This window comes from Pantoea sp. B9002, assembly GCF_013385945.1.
In the GTDB taxonomy this organism is placed as follows: Bacteria; Pseudomonadota; Gammaproteobacteria; order Enterobacterales; family Enterobacteriaceae; genus Pantoea.
Genome location: NZ_JACAPA010000028.1, coordinates 52,196 through 69,903 on the forward strand (window position 1 = coordinate 52,196; position 17,708 = coordinate 69,903).

The window sequence follows — 17,708 nt, forward strand, 5'->3', positions numbered from 1 at the left end:
TAAGGAATCAGACGATGGCGAGTGAAAAAAAATCCCCTGTGACTTTCACAAAAAACGATGTAGAAATTATTGCACGCGAAACGCGTTACGATGGTTTTTTTTCCATCGTCAGCTACCGTTTCCGCCACCGTCGTTTTAATGGCGAAATGAGTGGTGAAGTGGTGCGCGAAGTTTTTGAGCGCGGACACGCCGCCGTGCTGCTACCCTATGATCCCTTACGTGATGAAGTGGTGCTGATCGAACAGATCCGCATTCCCGCTTTTGATTCCAGCCCAACGCCCTGGCTGCTGGAAATGGTGGCTGGCATCATTGAACCTGGCGAAACACCAGAAGATGTCGCACGACGTGAGGCGGTAGAAGAGGCTGGCCTCAAGGTTGGCCGCGTCAAACCGATAGTGAATTACTTAGCCAGCCCCGGCGGAACGTCTGAACGTTTATCGGTGCTGGTGGGCGAAGTGGATGCCAGCCTGGCAGAGGGAAATCACGGGCTGGAGGAAGAGAATGAGGATATTCTTGTCCATGTGGTGAGCCGCGAACAGGCTTATCGCTGGGTGGAAGAGGGGATTATTGATAACGCGGCATCTGTCATCGCCTTGCAATGGCTGGCGTTGCACCATGAAAAACTACGACAAGAGTGGAAGCTAAAATGAAACAGCGCTATACCCCTGACTTTCCCGAAATGATGCGCCTGTGCGAAACCAATTTCGCCCAGCTGCGTCGCCTGCTGCCGCGCAATGACGAGGCAGGCGCATCGGTGATTTATCAGGTGAATGGCGCCAGCTATCAGCTCACCATCGAAGAATCGACGCGATACACCACGCTGGTGGAAGTGCGTCAGGTGGCGCCCGCGGTGAGTTACTGGAGCCTGCCTTCTATGTCGGTGCGGCTCTACCATGATGCGATGGTCGCTGAAGTGTGTTCCACTAAACAGATCTACCGATTTAAAGCGCGCTATGATTATCCTAATAAAAAACTGCATCAGCGCGATGAAAAACATCAGATTAACCAGTTCCTTGCGGATTGGTTGCGTTACTGCTTAGCGCACGGCGCTGTGGCAGTACCGGTTTGCTGATAGCGTAAAAAACGCAACGATGGCGTGGAGATTAAGGAAACGCTTTGGATAGCCTGCTAACTCTTCCTGCGCAAGATGGGTCTGATATCAGGATTTTACAAATCACGGATACCCATCTTTTTGCCGGAAAACATCAATCGCTGCTTGGGGTAAATACCTGGTCGAGTTTTGATGCGGTACTGGATGCTATTGAAGTACAACAGCGCCAGTATGATCTGATTATCGCCACTGGCGATCTCGCTCAGGATCACACCGTCGAAGCTTACCAACACTTTGTAGCGGGCATTAATCGTCTGCCGAAACCGTGCGTCTGGCTGCCGGGAAATCACGATTTTCAGCCGGCGATGGTGGATACGCTGGCCGACGCGGGCATCAAATCCGATAAGCACGTTCTGTTGGGCGATCACTGGCAGCTGGTGCTGCTGGATAGCCAGGTATTTGGCGTGCCGCACGGCATGTTGAGCGAATACCAGTTGGAGTGGCTGCACACCGCGCTGAGCAAGTACCCGGAACGTCACACTTTGGTACTTTTGCATCATCATCCGCTGGCTTCCGGTTGTACCTGGTTAGATCAACACAGCTTGCGCAATCCGCATCAGCTGGAAGCGGTACTGCAGCACTTCCCGCGCGCACGCAATCTGGTGTGCGGCCATATTCACCAGGAACTCGATCTCGACTGGCATGGTCGCCGCGTGATGGCTTCGCCATCGACCTGCGTACAGTTCAAACCACACTGCACCAACTTCACCATTGATACGCTGGCGCCGGGCTGGCGCTGGTTCACCTTGCAGCCTGACGGCGCGCTGCACACCGAAGTGAATCGCCTGCAAAGCGACATGTTCCGCCCCGATCTTGATTCCGAGGGCTACTAAGCAATGGCGGCGCTGATTTATCTGCATGGCTTCAACAGTTCACCGCAATCGGCGAAAGCCACGCAGCTGCAGCAGTGGCTCAACGAGCAGCATCCACATATTAATGTGATGGTGCCGCAACTGCCGACGTTCCCAGCCGAAGCCGCCAGCATGCTGGAAGAGCTGGTGATGCAATATGCCGGTGAACCGCTGGGATTGGTGGGATCGTCGCTGGGCGGCTATTTTGCGACCTGGCTGTCGCAGTGTTTTATGTTGCCTGCGGTGGTGGTTAATCCCGCCGTACGGCCGTTTGAGCTGCTGGTGGATTACCTCGGCGAGAACCGTAATCCCTACACCGGCCAGCAATATGTGTTAGAGTCTCGCCACATTTACGATCTGAAAGTAATGCAGATTGACCCTCTTGAAGCGCCCGATTTACTCTGGCTGCTGCAACAAACCGGCGATGAAATACTCGATTATCGCCAGGCGCTGGAGTATTACAGCGCATGCCGCCAGACGGTTGAAGAGGGCGGCAATCATGCCTATATCGGATTCGAACGCCATTTCGCACAGATAGTTGATTTTCTGGGATTAAACGCCCAGTAACTTTGCGAAGTGGGGCCATTTTCCTATTGCTAATCAGACATTTACGATGAGCCAATCAAGCTATAATGCCGATGCCATTGAGGTCCTGACCGGCCTTGAACCGGTGCGTCGTCGTCCTGGGATGTACACCGATACCACGCGCCCGAACCATTTGGGCCAGGAAGTGATCGATAACAGCGTCGATGAGGCGCTGGCCGGTCACGCCAAACGTGTGGAAGTAATTCTTCATGCCGACCAGTCGCTGGAAGTTATTGATGATGGTCGTGGCATGCCGGTGGATATCCATCCGGAAGAAGGCGTGCCTGCGGTTGAGCTGATTCTTTGTCGCCTGCATGCGGGCGGCAAATTCTCTAACAAAAACTATCAGTTCTCAGGCGGCTTGCACGGCGTCGGGATTTCGGTGGTTAACGCCTTGTCGAAGCGCGTGGAAGTTACCGTGCGTCGTAACGGCGAAATCTACCAGATTGCCTTCGAAAATGGCGACAAGGTGCAGGATCTTACGGTTACCGGCACCGTCGGTAAACGCAATACCGGCACCAGCGTGCACTTCTGGCCAGATGAAAGCTTCTTTGATAGCCCACGTTTCTCGGTTTCTCGTTTATCACATCTGTTAAAAGCCAAAGCCGTGCTCTGTCCGGGCGTGGAAATTGTCTTTAAAGACAAGGTCAACGACACCGAACAAACCTGGATGTATCAGGATGGCCTGACCGATTACCTGTGTGAAGCGATTGATGGCTTACCGACGCTACCGGAAAAACCCTTTGTGGGCAGTTTTGCTGGCGATGTGGAAGCGGTGGATTGGGCGCTGCTGTGGCTGCCGGAAGGCGGCGAACTGCTGACGGAGAGCTACGTTAACCTGATCCCAACCATGCAAGGCGGCACGCACGTTAACGGCTTGCGTCAGGGATTGCTGGATGCCATGCGTGAGTTCTGCGAATACCGCAATATTCTGCCGCGCGGCGTGAAGCTGTCAGCGGAAGATATCTGGGATCGCTGTGCTTACGTGCTGTCGGTGAAGATGCAGGATCCCCAGTTTGCCGGTCAAACCAAAGAGCGCCTGTCGTCACGTCAGTGTGCCGCGTTCGTCTCAGCGGTGGTTAAAGATGCCTTCAGCCTGTGGTTGAACCAGAACGTGCAGGCGGCTGAAATGCTGGCCGAGCTGGCGATCTCCAGCGCGCAGCGCCGTATGCGCGCCGCGAAGAAAGTGGTGCGTAAAAAACTCACCAGCGGACCGGCGCTGCCGGGAAAACTGGCTGACTGCACCGCACAAGATTTGAATAGAACCGAACTGTTCCTTGTCGAAGGGGATTCTGCAGGCGGATCCGCCAAGCAAGCGCGCGATCGTGATTATCAGGCGATCATGCCGCTGAAAGGCAAGATCCTTAACACCTGGGAAGTCTCTTCGGACGAAGTGCTGGCCTCGCAGGAAGTGCATGATATTTCAGTGGCGATCGGTATCGATCCTGACAGCGAAGATCTCAGCCAGCTGCGTTACGGCAAGATCTGTATTCTTGCGGATGCGGACTCCGACGGCCTTCACATTGCCACGCTGCTGTGCGCGCTGTTTGTGAAGCATTTCCGCTCGCTGGTGCAGCACGGCCATGTGTATGTGGCGATGCCGCCACTCTATCGCATCGATCTCGGCAAAGAAGTCTATTACGCCTTAGACGAAGACGAGAAAGAGGGCGTGCTGGACCAGCTGAAGCGTAAGAAGGGTAAGCCGAATGTGCAGCGCTTTAAGGGCTTGGGTGAAATGAACCCGCTGCAGCTGCGCGAAACCACGCTCGATCCGAATACGCGTCGTCTGGTGCAATTGACGATCAGTGATGAGGATGTCGACCAAACGCTGCGTGTGATGGACATGCTGCTGGCGAAGAAACGCTCGGAAGACCGCCGAAACTGGCTGCAAGAGAAAGGCGATTTAGCCGACCTCGAAGTGTAAAAATTAGGGACGCCGCGGCGTCCCTTTTTATTGCTGCTGCAATGCCTGTTTAACCCGCGTAATGACCGCGCTCCACTCTTCATCCTGCCCGCGCGCAAACAGTCTCATCTGCGGATACCATGGTGAATCTTCGCGATTCTCTAACCAGCGCCAATCGCGCGCCCAGGCAGGCAACAATACCCAACAGGGTTTACCCATCGCTCCGGCTAGATGGATCACTGAGGTATCGACACCAATCACCAAATCCAGCTGCGCAATAACTGCGGCTGTGTCCTGATAACTGCTGAACTGCGCACCAAGTGGTTGCACGTGTAGGAAATCGATAATGTCCTCTTCACCCGCGCCTTTTTGCAGGCTTATCCAGTTGATATCAGGCAGGTCAAACAACGGTGCAAGCTGTGACAAATGCGCAAGTGAACGTTCGCTATCATTATTGTGTTTGCTGGACCCTTTCCACACGATACCGATTTTTTTCCCGTTGCCCTTAATCGGCCACTTTTCCTGCTGATCAGCGGTGCTGAACAGATACGGATGATGCGCACTAAAAGGCTGTGGTGAATTGAGGAAATGCTGCGGTAAATCCAGAAGCGAGCACCAATAATCAGCCTGTGGCAGCGCATGTTGTTGATCGTCTCGCGTGAGATAATGATCGAGGTGTGGCAACGTGCCCATCAATGGTTTTAAGGCTTCGCTTCCCAGCATAATCACTGTTTCTGCCTGCTTTTCGGTTTTCACGCGTGTGAGATAACGGCAGAACTGAATCTCATCGCCCATTCCCTGTTCAGTCCGCACAAGCAGCGTTTTGCCGCGCAGATCTTCTCCCTGCCAGTAGCGAATCGGCAGTTTAGGCAAGGTAAAGAAGCGGTCAGGATTATCTGCCGCATAACGCGCCTGATAGTTGGACCAGCCAGCCGCGAAGTTACCTTGTTGTAATTGCACCATGCCGAGCGCATTACGGCAGCGTCGATCGGCGCGACGTGCGTGCAACACTTGCTGCATCAGGCTTTCTGCTTCTTGCAGCTGCCCCATATGCGCCAGCAACGTACTCATGCCATAGCGGGCTTCGGTGTAATCCGGTTGGCTGAGCAACGCCAATCGATACTGCTCAAGAGCAAGATGAAAGCGGCGCTGTTTATGCAGCATAATGGCGTAATTGTTGTGACAGGCGGCATAGCCCGCATGTGATTTCAGTGCAGCCTGATAGCTGACTTCCGCCTCGTCCCAACGTCCGGCTTCGTAATGGGTCAAGCCGAGACCATTGAGCAATCCGGCATCTTGTGGCGTAAGCTTCAGTGCTCGCTGATAGTAGCGCTGAGCCAGATCGAGCTCGCCGCTGCGTCGTGCAAGCCGTGCGGCTTCAAACAGAAACCAGCCATCGTACGGAGCAAGTGTCAGATGCGCCCGAATCTTACGCCAGGCTTCTTCCTGTCGCCCTTGCTGCAGTAACTGGGTTACCGCTTGCTGCTGACGTAAATCGTTAGCCATCCGAGGTTTATGGCGCATTGTGATATCCTGCCGCTAATAAAGTGGCGTAATTTACGTCACAAGTGTCAGAAACAGCGCTAAGACAGGTCTCGTTCTTTGAGGATGGAAAGTTGAAAATAACACTGGAAGAGTTACGTGCCTGGGTTGCGGTGGTGGATACCGGATCGATTACCGCAGCAGCGGAGCAGTTAGATCAAACCAGCTCTGGCGTGAGCCGCGCGCTTAGCCGCCTCGAAAGCAAGCTGCAAACCACCTTGATGCATCGCACCACGCGTCGGCTGGCACTGACCGAGGAGGGACTGATTTTTCTCGATCATGCGCGGCAGATTCTGGCGTCAGTTGAACAGGCGGAAGAACTGATCGCGCAGCGCCGGGATATCCCTTCTGGACGATTACGCGTCAATGCCAATACGCCATTCACCCTGCACGTTATTGTGCCGCTGGTGGCGGAGTTTCGTCAGCGCTATCCGCTGATTCAGCTGGAATTGAACACCGACGATATCGTGATCGATCTGCTGGAGCAGCAAACAGACATCGCCATTCGCATCGGCGAGCTGCGCGATTCGACGCTACGCGCGCGCGTTCTCGGTAGCAGCGCCATACGCCTGTTAGCCAGCCCAGATTATCTCGAAAAGTTTGGCGTTCCTGAAAGCGTTGAGTTGCTGGCGAACCATCAGTTGCTGGGGTTCAGTCAGCTTGATGTCCATAACGTCTGGCCGGTGTGGCAGCGGGAAGGTGAGTTCTTGCGCATCAAACCTACGCTGTCCGCCTCCAGTGGCGAAACATTGCGTCAACTGGCTTTAGCCGGGCAAGGTATCGTACGTTTATCCGATTTTGTTAGCCGTGAAGATCGCGTCAGTGGGCGTCTGGTGCAGATTTTACAAACGGAAACGCGTGAACAGCGTTTACCCATCCATGCGGTCTATTATCGCAACCAATCCCTTACCTCGCGCATTACCTGTTTTCTGAATTTTTTACGCGAAAAAATTCAGGAAAATCATCTGTTATAGTCTTGTTCCTGTTCAGTTAATTCCCTTCTATCTTCATTTATCCATCCATAAAAGTTCGTTAATTCAGATAGTTAATTAACTAACTCCCTTTTTGGCAACGTTAGGAAATTTTTTCTTTCCTAACGGGACGTTTCTTATGTCTCGGAAATCTCTCTTTCCCGATTATGTCGCTCACTTTGAGCCCACACCGGTGGGTTAAGCCAGGGAGATTGCTGCGCTTGTACGCAATCGCGCAATCAAAATCTAATGTACGAAAGGGATTAATCATGAACGTTTCGCCAGTGAGTGTTGCGGTTATTGATAAAAAAACAATAACGAAAGCGGAAGCATTGCGTGTCGGTAAAGACGGTAAAGCTGCAAAAATTCAGGCTGTTACCAATGGTAAATATTTGCTGACCCAGGGTAATGACGGCGTTGCGCCAGAAAATATTACCGTGAAGCGCGTAGGTAAAAATCTGCTGGTGATGCTAGAAGGTTCCGACGCCAGCGAACCTGATCTGATTATCGAAGACTTTTTTGCTAAATCAGGTTCTTTAGTCGGTAAAGCTGAAGATGGCGCCATGCATGAATACGTCGCCACCGATGGTGATTCTGATCACGATGCTGCCGCATTGGCCGATGGCGAAACCAGCGCCTTAGCTTTGGGTGAAAGTACCGTTGATAGCGACGGTGGTTTTGCGCTGGCTTCAGGCTTTGAGTGGTCACCGGCGTTAATCGCATTGGGCGGTCTGGCTGCCATCGCCGCAGCTGCTGGTCTGGGTTTCCTGGCGGCAAAAGAGCAGTATCAGGACAGTAACAGCGGTAGTAACAACGGCGGAAACGGTAACGGTGGCGACGGCGGTAAGGGCGGTGACGGCGGTAAAGGTGGCGGCGATAACGGCGGTGGCGATGTTCATATTCCAGTTGTGAATGGTTTGTTCGATGACGTGGGTAGCGTAACGGGTCTGATCGCGAAAGGTGGCCGTACTGATGACACCAAACCAACGCTGAACGGTACCGGCACCAAAGGTAATGTGATCGAAATTTGGGATGGTGCAAACAAAATTGGTGAAACCACCGTTGGCGAAAACGGCACCTGGTCATTCACACCAGGCACTGCACTTCCAGCTGGCGATCACAGCATCACCACGCGTGAGCGCAATGGAAGCGGTGTTGTTGGTGAGGCAAGCGAAGCATGGAAATTCACCGTTGATCTGACTGCACCAGCGAAAGGCACCATTGGTGGCATGATCGATGATTCGGTGACTCCAGCAAAAGAAATCGCAAATGGCGGTATGACGAAAGACAACACGCCAGTCTTGTCAGGTAAAGCAGAGGTGGGTTCCACCGTTGAGATTTGGAAAGATGGCACACTGATTGGAACGGCGAAAGCTGATAAGGACGGCAACTGGAAGTTTATCAGCCCGGAACTCAAAGACGGTAAGCACGATTTCAGCGCTGTGGTGGTTGACGAAGTCGGTAATAAATCACTTCCTTCTGCGCCATGGATTGTTGAGGTAGATACTATCGCTCCAGAAAACCAGGGTATCGGTCAAATCTCTGATAATGACGGTGCACCGATTGGTACTGGCGAGAAAACGGAAGACAGCACGCCGACCTTTGAAGGCAAAGGTGAGAAGGGCGAAATTATTAAAATTATCGATAACGGCAAAGTCATTGGTAGCACGGTTGTTGGAGACAAAGGTGAATGGACTTTTACCCCGGAAAAACCAATTGATAATGGCGATCATGAATTCCAGATCATCGTTACAGATCCAGCGGGCAATGAATCTGCACCTTCCGATAAAGTCATCATTAAAATCGAAGATCCTAATTTTGATCCAGGCAAAGAAGTTGAACCTAATCCGGAAGTCCCTGTAACGGGAACTATTGATGGGGTGTTCAAAGATAACAATGATGCCGGTCAGAAACAGTTGGTTGGAAACGGAAATATAGACTCTAACGACCCAACAATGATTATTGAAGGATCTGGCACTGCAGGTAACATTGTTTATCTGTGGATTACCAGCCCTACCGGTCATACGTATTACTCTGTAACGATTAATACTGATGGTAAATGGAGTTTTACCACTCCTGAGTTAGCAGATGATACGTATAAAATCGAAGCTGCCTTTAAAGGTGCTGACGGGGTTGTCACTGCTAAAACAGGTATTTATGAAGTTGTGGTCGATACCGTAGCACCCGGACAACCGGAACTTGGTGAATTATCAATTAATGCACTGAATCTGTCCGACTTGTTGTCTGAACAGAGCCAGTCATTGTTGAACGATCAGCCGGAAGAGGGTGCAGTCATTCACGATCTTAAAAATAGTTTGCTGAATGATATCAATTTCATTGTTGATGCCAATAAAGTCACTACGGCAGGTGTATTAACAACGAATGATTCAACCATTAATTCCGCATATGAGATGAATGAGTTTATCGATCATTCATCACACAACTAATTTTTGAGAAAAATAGATACAGGTGTTTAATCACACCTGTTTTCTGGAGTGATCATGAAAAATAAAACTATCCTGATGCTGGCTGCATTTGCCTCATTGTCAGCAATGACTGTATTTAATGCGCATGCACAAAATAACTTCGGTCAAGCCTGGCGTTCAATGCCTTCTGCTGCTGCTGACCAGGTTCGTATTGTCTATTATCGTCCAGCGGATGCTATCGGCAATTTACCCGCACATATTTATGTTGATGGTGAATTTCAAACAGCTCTGCTTGCGGGCGGTTATAGCACGTTCTGTTTGAATCCGGGTGTGCATTCTCTGGCGAGCTTCACTAACGACGCGCCATCCTATCAGGGCAAGCAGCAGCAACCATGGCGCGATAATCTGGCCGCAGGGAAAACCTATTACATCCGTGCTAGCCTGGACGGTTCCGGTCGTCCACTCGTGACCAGTGAAACCGAAGCACAGCAGCAGCTGGTCGGTACTCGACAGCAAACCCATGTGTTATCACGTAGCTCTTTAGTAGTAGCTTGTCAGGCTGGTACCACTCACTCATATGATAATTATGAGTTTTCATCAGACCTGCTCTTCAATTTTGCTAGCGCCAGCAGCAATGACATTTCCAGTGAAGGTCGTAATGCTATTCAGCAATTTGCTGCCATGGTTAAGCGCCAGTCTAATGAGCAACCGCATATTGTGGTAACCGGCTTTACCGATCCTATCGGTGACGAGAATAGCAACATGCGATTAGGTCAGCTTCGTGCTGACGCGATTAAGAAATTATTAGTAAATAATGGAATTTCTGGTGCCAATATTTCTTCTCAAAGTATGGGGGAAAGCCAGGTAACTAAGCAATGCCAGGGCTCGCAGAAAGAGCAGGTAGCCTGCTATGCCAACGAACGTCGCGTTATTATTAGTGTGGAAAATAAATAATATCGCTATTGGTTTCTAAGAGTTTACAGGTGGCTTTTCTGAAAATAATTGAGAGCCACTTTTATTGTTTATTTTTATCGATTGGTTAGTTAGAGACGCTCAGAGTTTTAAGACGTGTCCTGTGTTACGTATTTCACTAACTAGTCGAAAATGATTTTGTTCCGGAGGGATATCCGGATCCTAAAACCCCAAATTCAAAAGGAATATGCTCATGGCTAACAACAGCATTAATGCAATTAAGCCTGTAAAATTTATTAACACTAAAGATACCGATTACAAATGGACCGATCTGGATTCTAACGGGGCTCCAGGCGGTAAAGTCGAAATTATTATTGATGGTGTGACTTATACAACCTCTGTAAATGATGATGGAAAGTGGTCTTTCACTCCGCCAGGCGGCTGGGCTGAAGGTATGCATACCCTGCAGATTACCTATATTGATAGAGCAACTAACCGCGGCACTCCCGGCTCATATATTGTGAACGTTGATAAATCAGCCCCAGCACAGCCTGAAATCTGGCGTGCGGTTGATAGCACAGGTAACGACACAGGCAACCTTACGCCGGGTGATAGCAGCGACGAGCACAAGCCGGTGCTTTCAGGTGTTGCTGAGCCAAACTCCATGGTTTATCTCTTTGATAACGCTGGTACAACGCCTGTTGCGTCGGTCAAAGCTAACAGCATGGGTGCGTGGACTTTAACGCCAGAACTTCAGGATGGTGATCATACCTTAACGGTCACAGCTAAAGATGTTAATGGCAACGAGAGTGTTAAATCACCAGAGTTCAAACTGAGCATTACCAGCGGTACCGTGGTAGCTGCGGATGCTCCAGAAGCATCGCATGCGGTTGTTGCACCTGCTGACTTCGGCACTTTCGCTCAGAATGACGACGGTGTTACACCAACTTATGTCACGAAAAATATCATCACGCCAAGTGGCAAAAATGCTGAATCAGGCGTTTTAGTTCAGGTGATTATTAATAACGAAATCTACACTACCACGGTTAAACCGGATGGTACGTGGGCAATTCCTACCCTCGAAATTGAGGATGGCACCTATTTTTATCAGGTTCGTTACATCGATCGTGCAGGTAACTGGGGCAGCGCAGGACAACAGATTCTTATCGTTGATGGGACTGCACCAGAAGCGCCGGAAATTATGCGCGTGATTGATAATGAAGGAACCCTGGATTACCTGTCATCAGGCCAATATACCAATGACAAATCGCCAACCTTGAACGGTGTCGCTCAGCCAGGCTCAGTGGTTTATATCTACGGCAATAGCAGCACCGTTGCTCTCGGAACAGCGATGGCCGGTGATGATGGTCGCTGGACCTTTGAACCAACCCTGACCACCGATGGCCCATATGTATTTAGCGCCATGTATGAGAATCCTCAAGGTAAAACAAGCGCGAAGTCAGACAACTTCATCATCAATCTCGATACCTCCACACCGGGCCTGCCGACGCTGGGAGAGGTTTTAGACGATGTAGGTAGCTACAAGGGGCCATTGAAATCAGGTGATACCACTGATGACAAAACGCCTACGTTCTCAGGTACAGCTGATGCCGGAGCACTGGTACGTATCTGGGATGGCAATGAAATTATTGCAAGCGTTATTGCGGGGCCTCGTGGTGAGTGGTCAATTGATCTGGATCTGGAAGACGGTCCACACAGCCTGCGCGTTGATTCACAGTCTAAAGGCGGTAACACCTCGCCTAAGACCGATGAGTTCGAACTGATCGTTGATCCAAACTTACTGCCACCTGGCAAGATTGAGGAAATCGTTGCCAACAATGGCGACACTGAAATTCCTCTGAAAGACGGCGATTCCACCAATGACACCACTCCAGTACTGCGCGGTTCGGGTAACGACGGTGACATCATTCATATTATTGATAATGGAGTAGAAGTTGGTACTGCTGTTGTTAAAGATGGCGCATGGGAATTCGAACTGCCTGAGCGTGAAGAGGAAGAGCTGTCGTTAGTGGTTGAAGTTGAGTCAGGTGGCAAGCGTTCAGGTCCTTCTGATCCTGTGGTCATCATCATTGACACCACGCCGCCAGTGAAACCAGCTGAACCATCAATTATCGATAACGAAGGCGATAAAACAGGTCCATTGCTTCCAGGCGAAGCGACTGACGATAGCACCCCTGAATTCCAGGGTGGTGGAGCTGAAGAGGGTGATACCGTAGAAATCATCATTGTTGATGAAGATGGCAATAAAGAAGTCATCGGTACTGCCATCGTAGGACCCGGTGGTGATTGGTCAGTTACCCCTGAAAAACCAATCCCAGATGGTGAACACGAAGTGATCGTTGAAATTACCGATCCAGCGGGTAACACGTCTAAGCCATCCGATCCGATTAAAGTGATCATTGATACCCAAGTGCCAGATGCGCTGGAAGAGTTTGTGATCATCGATGACGTTGATCCAATCAAGGGTCCGATCAAAGAAGGGGATTTGACTGACGATAAACAACCGACTCTGGAAGGTAAGGGTGTCGATGGTACTACCGTCATCATTTACGATAAAGACGTTGAGATTGGTCGCGTGACCGTCGCAAATGGTGAGTGGAAATTTGAAACGCCAGTGCTTGGCGAAGGTTCTCATACCATTACCGTTCAGCCAGAAAGTGCCTCAGGTGTGAAAGGCCCAGTCAGTGATGGCATTAGCTTCACGGTGGATATCACAGCACCAACAACAGGTGCATTTACCGGTGTGTACACTGATGCATCGGGTACCGATGTACAACTGGTGCCTGATGCTCAGGGGCGCGATCCGGCTATCAACGACAAAACGTTGATCATGAAAGGTACCGGCGCAGATGGTGACATCGTTGTGGTGTATGGCACCTACGATGAAAAAGATGAAGATGGTAATGTTATTGATACCATCACGATGGAGGTTGGCAAGGCAACTATCGTCGGTGGCGCCTGGAGAATCGAAACTGCAGAGTTGGCAGATCATGAATATACGTTCACTGTTGGTATTCGTGACGTCGCGGGCAACGAATATAAGCTTGATACAGAAATTAATGTAGAAGTGGATACCACTCCTCCAGGTCCACCAGATCTGGGCGGTCCGCTCAGCGTAATGGATCTGAACGAAGATCTGATGCATATGTCACTGAATGACATCCTGTCTCAGAGCAGCGATTCACTGTTCATCGACAACGGCAAAACCCAGATGATCGTATCTGAGAAAGCCGGTGAAGATCTGAAGCTGGAAGACATCCTGCCGCAAGGTGAAGATGTGAATAACTGGAGCCAGGCAAATGGCACCGTGACTGTGGCAGGCGTTGAGTACAACGTTTACCAGAACAACGGTGGCGATGCTGAAGTGATGGTTCCACAGCATCTGATGCAGGAACAACAGCACTAATCCCTGATTAGCTGCTAAACAAAAGCCCCGGTCGCGAAACCGGGGCTTTTTTTATGCATGATGCTGAAGCGTAAACTAAATGGACTTACTTAGCCGCTTCCAGTACCAGGATTTTTACATCAACCACTTCATCTTTAATCAACGCACGATGCGCATCCATATGCGGCATCTGCTGATGCTGCTCCAGATGGCGCAGTGAATCCCACAATTCCAGCATGAAAATTGAGTCGGGTGAATTCTGCTTCCACGGCACTTGTGCCTGGTGATCAACTAATGCGTCGTATTGATGGCAACCCTCTTCTTCCAGCACGGTAGGAATAAGCTGGTTAATCGCATCCAGCACCACCTGACGACGGCCTGGTTTGATACAAATTTCTGCTACGACGGTTAACATAGTGGTTCCTTTTTTCCCTGGGTGCTTACAGTTAAGCAAAGATCTGGCTGAGATGAGTCCGATAACGTTCGATATCGCGTGGCACGTCCGGCATTTTAATTACATCGTTACAGATAAAGGTCGGCAAACCTTCCATACCGAGGAACTGGTTGGCTTTATGAAAGTGCAGATACAAACCATCCACGCCAACGCCTTCGAAGAACTGCTCGGGATCGTTAAAAGCTTCCAGTGGGGCGTTCCAGGTCAGTGACAGCATGTATTTTTTACCCTGAATCAAACCGCCAGAACCGTATTTCTTGCCGGCATCGCTACGCGTGCGACCATCGCTGGCATACAGTGAACCGTGACCTTCAGTGAAGACATCATCGATGTACTTTTTCACCGTCCACGGCTCGCCCATCCACCAGCCAGGCATCTGATAAATCACCACATCGCTGTCGAGGTACTTCTGCACTTCTTCTGCCACGTTGTAATCGCTATCGGCGATGGTCACCTGCACCTGATGGCCAAGGTCGCGCAGCTGGCTGGCTGCGACGTCAGTTAAGGTATGGTTCAGTTCGCCTTTCGAATGGGCGAAGGTTTTGCCGCCATCGATAATTAAAAAGTTCATGTAATCCGCTCCGTTTCTCGTTGATGCCGCACACTCTACGCGCGCGCGTGAAAGAGAAAAATGCGTGATTGATCACAAGACTTTTGCTCACAAAGCAATAATGCAGTCGCTTATGAAACAATCCGTCCGCAAACCACCATCAACTCGAATAAGAAGAGACCATGAAAACCGCGATAATCAGTGCATTACTATTGGCGACTGGCGCCGCTCAGGCGCAATCCCATCTCGATGACATCCGCACCAGTAAAACCTTAAAAGTCTGTACTACCGGCGATTACAAACCTTACAGCTATCTGCGCAGCGATGGCCAATATGAAGGTTTGGATATCAGCATGGCGCAATCGCTGGCGGCCAGCCTTGGCGCAAAGGTGCAATGGGTGCCAACCACATGGAAAACCCTGAGCGATGATTTCGTCGCGAAGCAGTGTGATATCGCACTGGGCGGCGTATCGGTCACGCTCAAGCGTCAGCAGATCGCCTGGTTCGCCCAGCCGCTCGGCGTCGATGGCAAAATCCCGCTGGTACGCTGTGATGACAAAGCGAAATACCAGACGGTTGAGCAGATCAACAAGGCAAGCGTGCGTGTGATTGAACCGGCGGGCGGCACCAACGAAGCCTTCGTGCACAGCCACTTGCCACAGGCGACGCTGCAACTGGCAGATAACGTGGGGATTTTCCAGCAGTTAGTAGATAACAAAGCGGACGTGATGATCACCGATGCGTCCGAAGCGCTGTTCCAGCAGCAGCATTATCCCACGCTGTGCGCCATCAATCCGGACAAACCGATGCAGTACGGCGAGAAGGCGTACATGATCCCGCGCGATGATATGAGCTGGAAGCTGTATGTCGATCAGTGGCTGCATCTCAGCACCGCCACCGGCGAATACGCCCAGATTGCCAAGCAATGGTTAGGCGTAAAGTAGGGTCGCCATTTATGGCGTAATGCTCGTCAGCTAAGAGATTAAAACACAAATTACTGCGCGCACATTTCGTAGCGGCGCAATTCATTGCGCGATAAATCGCGCCGCTACGAAATGTGCCGTGATGTGATGCGGTGCTTAACTGATCGGCATTACGCCATTTATGGCGACCTATGTACCCGGTGCGCAATCATGCGCACCAGACAACAGCTCTCAACGATACAAACTCGCCTTACCCAACCCGCCAAACAGATTCATCTTGTAGCGAATGACTGACTTCGCCGCAGCAATCGCATCCGGATAAATCACATTCGGATCCCACCAGGTTTCGCGCGCCAAAATCTCACGCAGCTTATCGAAATAGGCGAATTTCATATCGCTGGAAATATTGATTTTACCGACGCCGAGCGTCACCGCTTCGGCGATCTCCGCATCCGGATTGGCCGAACCACCGTGCAGCACCAGCGGAATGGTGGTGCGCTGCGCAATATCTCGCAGGATATGCATCTGCAACTCCGGCTTCATATCTTTCGGGTAGATGCCGTGCGCAGTACCAATCGCCACCGCCAACGTATCCACGCCGGTGCGCTGCACGAAATCCTCCGCCTGCGCCGGTTCGGTGTAGATCACTTTACTCACGCCACCTTCCACTGAAGTGCCGGTATCGCCGATGGTGCCGAGTTCGCCTTCCACTGAAACGCTCACCGCATGCGCCAGCTTCACCACTTCTTTGGTCAACGCCACGTTCTCTTCATACGGCAGCAGCGAGCCGTCGATCATGACCGACGTGAAGCCGCACTGAATGGCGCGTAACACCTGAGCAATCGACGCGCCGTGATCGAGATGAATAGTGAAGGGCACTTTGCTTTTAAGAGTACGTTCACGCACATAGCCAAAGAATTCGTCGGTAACAAATTCCAGTTCGCTCGGGTGGATGGAGATGATCGCCGGCGTATTGGTGGCTTCGGCTTCTTCAACCACCGCGCGGATAAAGCAGCTGTCTGCCACGTTAAATGCGCCAATCGCGTAGCGGTGTTCACGAGTCGGTGCCAACATCTCTTTCATTGAAATCAACATGTTAATATTTCCTCAGCGTGATGTTTACCGGAGCCGACGCGCGCGCCGACCCGATAGTGGATATGAATGTGAATTGACAATGCTTGTAGGGTCGCCATTCATGGCGACCACTAATTAACGCCGCACTTAAACCTTGCCCGCCGATCCCGACCAGCTCAGATACTCCGCCACCACTTCGCGGCAAGCGGATTCCATCAGCCCGAGCACATCGGCTAACTCAGCGTGCGGATGCTGTTTCAAGGCCTGTTCCACCGCCATTTTCCCGGCATCAAACACCGCTGCGCCGACGTTGATCTTGGCGACACCAAACTCACTGACGCGGCGGATATCCTCGGCGGGCGTACCCGATCCGCCATGCAACGCCAATGGACGTGTGGACACCGCATGCAGCTCCTGCAAGCGCTGAAAATCGATCTTCGGCTTCACGCCAGCCGGATAGAGCCCGTGCGCGGTGCCAACCGAGATCGCCAGCAGATCGATATCGGTCTGCTCGATAAACGGCAGCACATCGGCCACCTGCGTCATCTTCACTGAGGCATCAGCCAGCTCGTAAGTTGGCGCATCGGCGATATGTCCCAGCTCGCCCTCGACGCACACACCGGCGGTATGCGCCATTTTCACCACGGTAGCGGTCTGGCGAATGTTCTCTGCCAGCGGTTCGTACGAGGCATCGATCATCAAGCCAGTGAAACCGGTGCGAAACGCCTGACCAATCAGTGGAAACGCTTTGCCGTGATCGAGTGCCAGCGCCACCGGTACGCTGGCGGCACCGGCCAGCGCTCGCACTAACGGCACCGCGACAGCCGGCGGAAAGTGCGCGCAGTGTCCCTGATAAACATTGAGGATCAGCGGCGCGCGCTGTTGTTCGGCGGCCTGAATGGCGGCGCGCGCGGTTTCAAGGTTGAAGCAGTTGATCGCCAGCACCGCATAGCGCTGGTGGGCGGCGGCCTGAATCAGGTCGTTCATCATGGCAAACATG

Annotated in this window: 15 protein-coding genes; 10 read left to right on the forward strand and 5 right to left on the reverse strand. The window is 51.5% G+C overall.

What is annotated here, in order from left to right; translation table 11 throughout:
* The first annotated feature begins 14 nt into the window (after positions 1–14).
* From nudF to parE, 5 genes are read left to right on the forward strand one after another with little or no spacing between them, the layout of a single operon-like run.
* A complete protein-coding gene (gene nudF, locus HX773_RS15130) occupies positions 15–650 on the forward strand; it encodes an ADP-ribose diphosphatase (RefSeq protein WP_101762996.1) in 636 nt (211 codons plus the stop codon).
* A complete protein-coding gene (locus HX773_RS15135) occupies positions 647–1,072 on the forward strand; it encodes a DUF1249 family protein (RefSeq protein ID WP_008103400.1) in 426 nt (141 codons plus the stop codon). Before nudF ends, HX773_RS15135 begins: the two co-directional genes overlap by 4 nt.
* 44 nt (positions 1,073–1,116) lie before the next feature.
* A complete protein-coding gene (cpdA, locus tag HX773_RS15140; RefSeq protein WP_176972207.1) occupies positions 1,117–1,944 on the forward strand; it encodes a 3',5'-cyclic-AMP phosphodiesterase in 828 nt (275 codons plus the stop codon).
* 3 nt (positions 1,945–1,947) lie between these two features.
* Positions 1,948–2,529 carry an esterase YqiA gene (gene yqiA / locus HX773_RS15145; protein WP_176972208.1) on the forward strand — a complete coding sequence of 194 codons (582 nt, stop codon included), beginning with the start codon at positions 1,948–1,950 and terminating at the stop codon, positions 2,527–2,529.
* 46 nt (positions 2,530–2,575) lie between these two features.
* Positions 2,576–4,471 (forward strand): DNA topoisomerase IV subunit B, encoded by a 1,896-nt coding sequence (gene parE, locus HX773_RS15150; protein ID WP_061720471.1) that lies wholly within the window; start codon positions 2,576–2,578, stop codon positions 4,469–4,471.
* A 27-nt stretch (positions 4,472–4,498) separates the two neighbouring features.
* Here the strand turns inward: parE and HX773_RS15155 are convergent, their stop codons facing one another.
* A complete protein-coding gene (locus HX773_RS15155; protein WP_176972209.1) occupies positions 4,499–5,974 on the reverse strand; it encodes a tetratricopeptide repeat protein in 1,476 nt (491 codons plus the stop codon).
* 92 nt (positions 5,975–6,066) lie between these two features.
* Here HX773_RS15155 and HX773_RS15160 point away from each other — a divergent pair, with 92 nt between their 5' ends.
* From HX773_RS15160 to HX773_RS15175, 4 genes are all read left to right on the forward strand, one after another.
* A complete protein-coding gene (locus tag HX773_RS15160; protein ID WP_176972210.1) occupies positions 6,067–6,966 on the forward strand; it encodes a LysR substrate-binding domain-containing protein in 900 nt (299 codons plus the stop codon).
* Positions 6,967–7,232: 266 nt separating this feature from the next.
* Positions 7,233–9,410, forward strand: coding sequence for an Ig-like domain-containing protein (locus tag HX773_RS15165; RefSeq protein WP_176972211.1), 2,178 nt, complete (start codon positions 7,233–7,235; stop codon positions 9,408–9,410).
* Positions 9,411–9,464: 54 nt separating this feature from the next.
* Positions 9,465–10,343 carry an OmpA family protein gene (locus HX773_RS15170; RefSeq protein ID WP_176972212.1) on the forward strand — a complete coding sequence of 293 codons (879 nt, stop codon included), beginning with the start codon at positions 9,465–9,467 and terminating at the stop codon, positions 10,341–10,343.
* A 211-nt stretch (positions 10,344–10,554) separates the two neighbouring features.
* Positions 10,555–13,728 (forward strand): Ig-like domain-containing protein, encoded by a 3,174-nt coding sequence (locus tag HX773_RS15175; RefSeq protein WP_176972213.1) that lies wholly within the window; start codon positions 10,555–10,557, stop codon positions 13,726–13,728.
* An 85-nt stretch (positions 13,729–13,813) separates the two neighbouring features.
* Here HX773_RS15175 and HX773_RS15180 read toward each other — a convergent pair whose 3' ends face one another.
* Entirely contained in the window at positions 13,814–14,122 is a 309-nt protein-coding gene (locus tag HX773_RS15180) for a putative quinol monooxygenase (RefSeq protein WP_176972214.1), read from the reverse strand.
* 31 nt (positions 14,123–14,153) lie between these two features.
* Positions 14,154–14,732 (reverse strand): NAD(P)H-dependent oxidoreductase, encoded by a 579-nt coding sequence (locus HX773_RS15185; RefSeq protein WP_008103382.1) that lies wholly within the window; start codon positions 14,730–14,732, stop codon positions 14,154–14,156.
* Between the two features lie 161 nt (positions 14,733–14,893).
* Between HX773_RS15185 and HX773_RS15190 the strand changes: the two genes are divergently transcribed.
* A complete protein-coding gene (locus tag HX773_RS15190) occupies positions 14,894–15,655 on the forward strand; it encodes a transporter substrate-binding domain-containing protein (RefSeq protein ID WP_176972215.1) in 762 nt (253 codons plus the stop codon).
* Positions 15,656–15,865: 210 nt separating this feature from the next.
* On the opposite strand, the gene HX773_RS15195 is transcribed toward HX773_RS15190, so the two are convergent.
* On the reverse strand, positions 15,866–16,729 hold the full coding sequence (locus HX773_RS15195; protein WP_176972216.1) for a ketose-bisphosphate aldolase: 864 nt from the start codon (positions 16,727–16,729) through the stop codon (positions 15,866–15,868).
* Positions 16,730–16,855: 126 nt separating this feature from the next.
* Entirely contained in the window at positions 16,856–17,707 is an 852-nt protein-coding gene (locus HX773_RS15200; protein ID WP_176972217.1) for a class II fructose-bisphosphate aldolase, read from the reverse strand.
* Position 17,708: the final 1 nt, after the last annotated feature.

Coding starts and splice junctions, on each gene's coding strand:
- nudF (WP_101762996.1), top strand. CDS start 15: ATGGCGAGTGAAAAAAAATCCCCTGTGACTTTCACAAAAAACGATGTA.
- HX773_RS15135 (WP_008103400.1), top strand. CDS start 647: ATGAAACAGCGCTATACCCCTGACTTTCCCGAAATGATGCGCCTGTGC.
- yqiA (WP_176972208.1), top strand. CDS start 1,948: ATGGCGGCGCTGATTTATCTGCATGGCTTCAACAGTTCACCGCAATCG.
- parE (WP_061720471.1), top strand. CDS start 2,576: ATGAGCCAATCAAGCTATAATGCCGATGCCATTGAGGTCCTGACCGGC.
- HX773_RS15155 (WP_176972209.1), bottom strand. CDS start 5,974: ATGCGCCATAAACCTCGGATGGCTAACGATTTACGTCAGCAGCAAGCG.
- HX773_RS15165 (WP_176972211.1), top strand. CDS start 7,233: ATGAACGTTTCGCCAGTGAGTGTTGCGGTTATTGATAAAAAAACAATA.
- HX773_RS15170 (WP_176972212.1), top strand. CDS start 9,465: ATGAAAAATAAAACTATCCTGATGCTGGCTGCATTTGCCTCATTGTCA.
- HX773_RS15175 (WP_176972213.1), top strand. CDS start 10,555: ATGGCTAACAACAGCATTAATGCAATTAAGCCTGTAAAATTTATTAAC.
- HX773_RS15180 (WP_176972214.1), bottom strand. CDS start 14,122: ATGTTAACCGTCGTAGCAGAAATTTGTATCAAACCAGGCCGTCGTCAG.
- HX773_RS15185 (WP_008103382.1), bottom strand. CDS start 14,732: ATGAACTTTTTAATTATCGATGGCGGCAAAACCTTCGCCCATTCGAAA.
- HX773_RS15190 (WP_176972215.1), top strand. CDS start 14,894: ATGAAAACCGCGATAATCAGTGCATTACTATTGGCGACTGGCGCCGCT.
- HX773_RS15195 (WP_176972216.1), bottom strand. CDS start 16,729: ATGTTGATTTCAATGAAAGAGATGTTGGCACCGACTCGTGAACACCGC.
- HX773_RS15200 (WP_176972217.1), bottom strand. CDS start 17,707: ATGTTTGCCATGATGAACGACCTGATTCAGGCCGCCGCCCACCAGCGC.